Below are 3,578 nucleotides of genomic sequence, written 5' to 3'. Positions count from 1 at the left end.
CTATCATAAAGAGAAGATATTGATGCTTTTGGCAGACCTGGCAGCGACCTACTCTCCCGCGTCTTGAGACGAAGTACCATTGGCGCTGGAGCGTTTCACGGCCGAGTTCGGAATGGGATCGGGTGCAGCCGCTCCGCCATGACCACCAGGTCGGCGAAAAGCATTTTTTGTTTCGAGAAGCTGTTTTGAGCGAATAGCGAATAGAGAGTAGCGAATAGGGGTTTCCTATCTGGTGCCTCTCGATATGTCCGCCTGTCTTTCCGTGCCTTTGTCCGTGATAGTCACCCCGAAGCGAAGCTTCGCAAGCGCGACTGCGCGTCGCGCCTTATGGCGCGCCCCGTCCGGAGGCCAGCCTGGCGTGAGCCAGGCGATACGGCCGCGAGGACAGGAGACCGAACCATCCGACTTGGTCGGATGGGCATTGAGAATGAGAACGATCAAGCCGATCGAGCTATTAGTACCGGTAAGCTTCACACATTGCTGCGCTTCCACACCCGGCCTATCAACGTGGTCGTCTTCCACGGCTCTCGGGGAACACTCGTTTTCAGGTGGGTTTCCCGCTTAGATGCCTTCAGCGGTTATCCCGTCCGTATATAGCTACCCTGCTATGCGGCTGGCGCCACAACAGGTCCACCAGAGATACGTCCATCCCGGTCCTCTCGTACTAGGGACAGATCCTGTCAATATTCCTACACCCACGGCAGATAGGGACCGAACTGTCTCACGACGTTCTGAACCCAACTCACGTACCGCTTTAAATGGCGAACAGCCATACCCTTGGGACCTGCTCCAGCCCCAGGATGCGATGAGTCGACATCGAGGTGCCAAACAACCCCGTCGATATGGACTCTTGGGGGTCATCAGCCTGTTATCCCCGGCGTACCTTTTATCCGTTGAGCGATGGCCCTTCCACGCGGGACCACCGGATCACTATGACCGACTTTCGTCTCTGCTCGACTTGTCAGTCTCGCAGTCAGGCAGGCTTATGCCATTGCACTCAGCGAACGATTTCCGACCGTTCTGAGCCCACCATCGCGCGCCTCCGTTACTCTTTAGGAGGCGACCGCCCCAGTCAAACTACCCACCATACATTGTCCCGGACCCGGATGACGGGCCGCGGTTAGACATCCATAGAGATAAGGGTGGTATTTCAAGGGTGGCTCCACCGAGGCTGGCGCCCCGGCTTCAAAGCCTACCACCTATCCTACACATGCCACTACGAATGCCAATGTAAAGCTATAGTAAAGGTGCACGGGGTCTTTCCGTCTAACCGCAGGAACCCCGCATCTTCACGGGGAATTCAATTTCACTGAGTCTATGCTGGAGACAGCGGGGAAGTCGTTACGCCATTCGTGCAGGTCGGAACTTACCCGACAAGGAATTTCGCTACCTTAGGACCGTTATAGTTACGGCCGCCGTTTACTGGGGCTTCGATTCAAAGCTTGCACCTCTCCTCTTAACCTTCCAGCACCGGGCAGGCGTCAGACCCTATACGTCGTCTTGCGACTTCGCAGAGCCCTGTGTTTTTGATAAACAGTCGCTACCCCCTGGTCTGTGCCACCCCCACACACTTGCGTGCATAGGGGTCACGCTTCTTCCGAAGTTACGCGTGCAATTTGCCGAGTTCCTTCAGCATAGTTCTCTCAAGCGCCTTGGTATACTCTACCAGACCACCAGTGTCGGTTTCGGGTACGGACTATAAGCAGGAGCTATTTCCTGGAACCACGCAGCAGCCCGACCAATCCGATAAGGTCGAACTACATTGATGATCCGTCACTACCTGCAGGCTCACGAATATTAACGTGATTCCCATCGACTACGCCTTTCGGCCTCGTCTTAGGGTCCGGCTAACCCTGCTCAGATTAACTTTAAGCAGGAACCCTTGGTCTTTCGGCGGGGGAGTCTCTCACTCCCCTTACGTTACTCATGTCAGCATTCGCACTTCCGATACCTCCACGGCCCCTCACGGGTACCGCTTCATCGGCTTACGGAACGCTCCGCTACCGCTGCGCATCGCTGCGCAACCCAAAGCTTCGGTGTATGGCTTTAGCCCCGTTACATTTTCGGCGCAAAGACCCTTACTTAGACCAGTGAGCTGTTACGCTTTCTTTAAATGATGGCTGCTTCTAAGCCAACATCCTGGTTGTTTTGGGATCCTCACATCCTTTCCCACTTAGCCATAACTTGGGGACCTTAGCTGTTGGTCAGGGTTGTTTCCCTTTCCACGACGGACGTTAGCACCCGCCGTGTGTCTGCCGACTAGTACTCCTGGGTATTCGGAGTTTGGTTAGGTTTGGTAATCCGGTAAGGACCCCTAGCCCATCCAGTGCTCTACCCCCCAGGGTATTCGGTCGACGCTCTACCTAAATAGATTTCGCGGAGAACCAGCTATTTCCGAGTTTGATTGGCCTTTCACCCCTAGCCACAAGTCATCCCGAACTATTGCAACAGTTATGGGTTCGGCCCTCCAGTAAGTGTTACCTTACCTTCAGCCTGCTCATGGCTAGATCACTCGGTTTCGGGTCTAATGCGACGAACTGAACGCCCTGTTCAGACTCGCTTTCGCTGCGCCTACACCTACCGGCTTAAGCTTGCTCGTCACACTAAGTCGCTGACCCATTATACAAAAGGTACGATGTCACCCTTGCGGGCTCCATCTGTTTGTAGGCAACCGGTTTCAGGTACTCTTTCACTCCCCTTGTCGGGGTGCTTTTCACCTTTCCCTCACGGTACTAGTTCGCTATCGGTCATGCACGAGTACTTAGGCTTGGAGAGTGGTCTCCCCATGTTCAGACAGGATTTCACGTGTCCCGCCTTACTCAAGGACTTTTGCTCGCATTACGCGTACGGGGCTGTCACCCATTCATGCCACACTTTCCAGAGTGTTCCGCTTGTCTCGCAAAAGCCGCTGGCCTGGTCCGGGTTCGCTCGCCACTACTTCCGGAGTCTCTGTTGATGTCCTTTCCTACGGGTACTTAGATGTTTCAGTTCCCCGCGTTCGCTTCTTTCACCCTATGTATTCAGGTGAAGATACCTATTATCGATACTTGGAAACCGAAGACGCCTTCGGCGCCGTGAATGGTAACCGGTGAATGGTGAATGGAAACCATTCACTATTCACTATTCACCACTCACGCCCGCCAGGGCGCCTTTGATTTTCCAAGTACCTTAGGTGGGTTTCCCCATTCGGAAATCGTCGGATCAAAGGGTATTCGCACCTCCCCGACGCTTATCGCAGCGTATCACGTCCTTCATCGCCTGTGCATGCCAAGGCATCCACCAATTGCCCTTAAGACACTTGATCGTTCTCATTGCCAATGCCCACCGCGCAATCCGAAGGATTGTCGCGTCAGCGCAAACCCGAGGGTTTGTCGCCACCGCGCAATCCCCAGGGGATTGCCGCTCGAACCAGATCCTGTGCAGAACCTGGATTCAATGGAATTGGCACAAAAAGACCAGCTTCTCGAGATCGGTTCGGGGGTCGCGGTTAGGCAGACCCATCATGTGCCGCGGATTGAGCGTCCACGGCGACGGACCGCATCCATCATCGCCCGGCCACCGACGGAAGGTTATGGACC

At 54.8% G+C, this 3,578-nt stretch carries 2 rRNA genes; both read right to left on the bottom strand.

Annotated elements, in window-relative coordinates:
• Positions 1 to 35 precede the first annotated feature (35 nt).
• Positions 36 to 150: ribosomal RNA gene (gene rrf, locus C7I84_RS29150) — 5S ribosomal RNA — on the bottom strand.
• A 283-nt stretch (positions 151 to 433) separates the two neighbouring features.
• Positions 434 to 3,304: ribosomal RNA gene (locus C7I84_RS29145) — 23S ribosomal RNA — on the bottom strand.
• Positions 3,305 to 3,578 lie beyond the last annotated feature (274 nt).

The organism is Kumtagia ephedrae, from assembly GCF_003012745.1.
Taxonomy (GTDB): domain Bacteria; phylum Pseudomonadota; class Alphaproteobacteria; order Rhizobiales; family Rhizobiaceae; genus Kumtagia; species Kumtagia ephedrae.
This window is presented reverse-complemented; position numbering and strand designations above follow the sequence as displayed.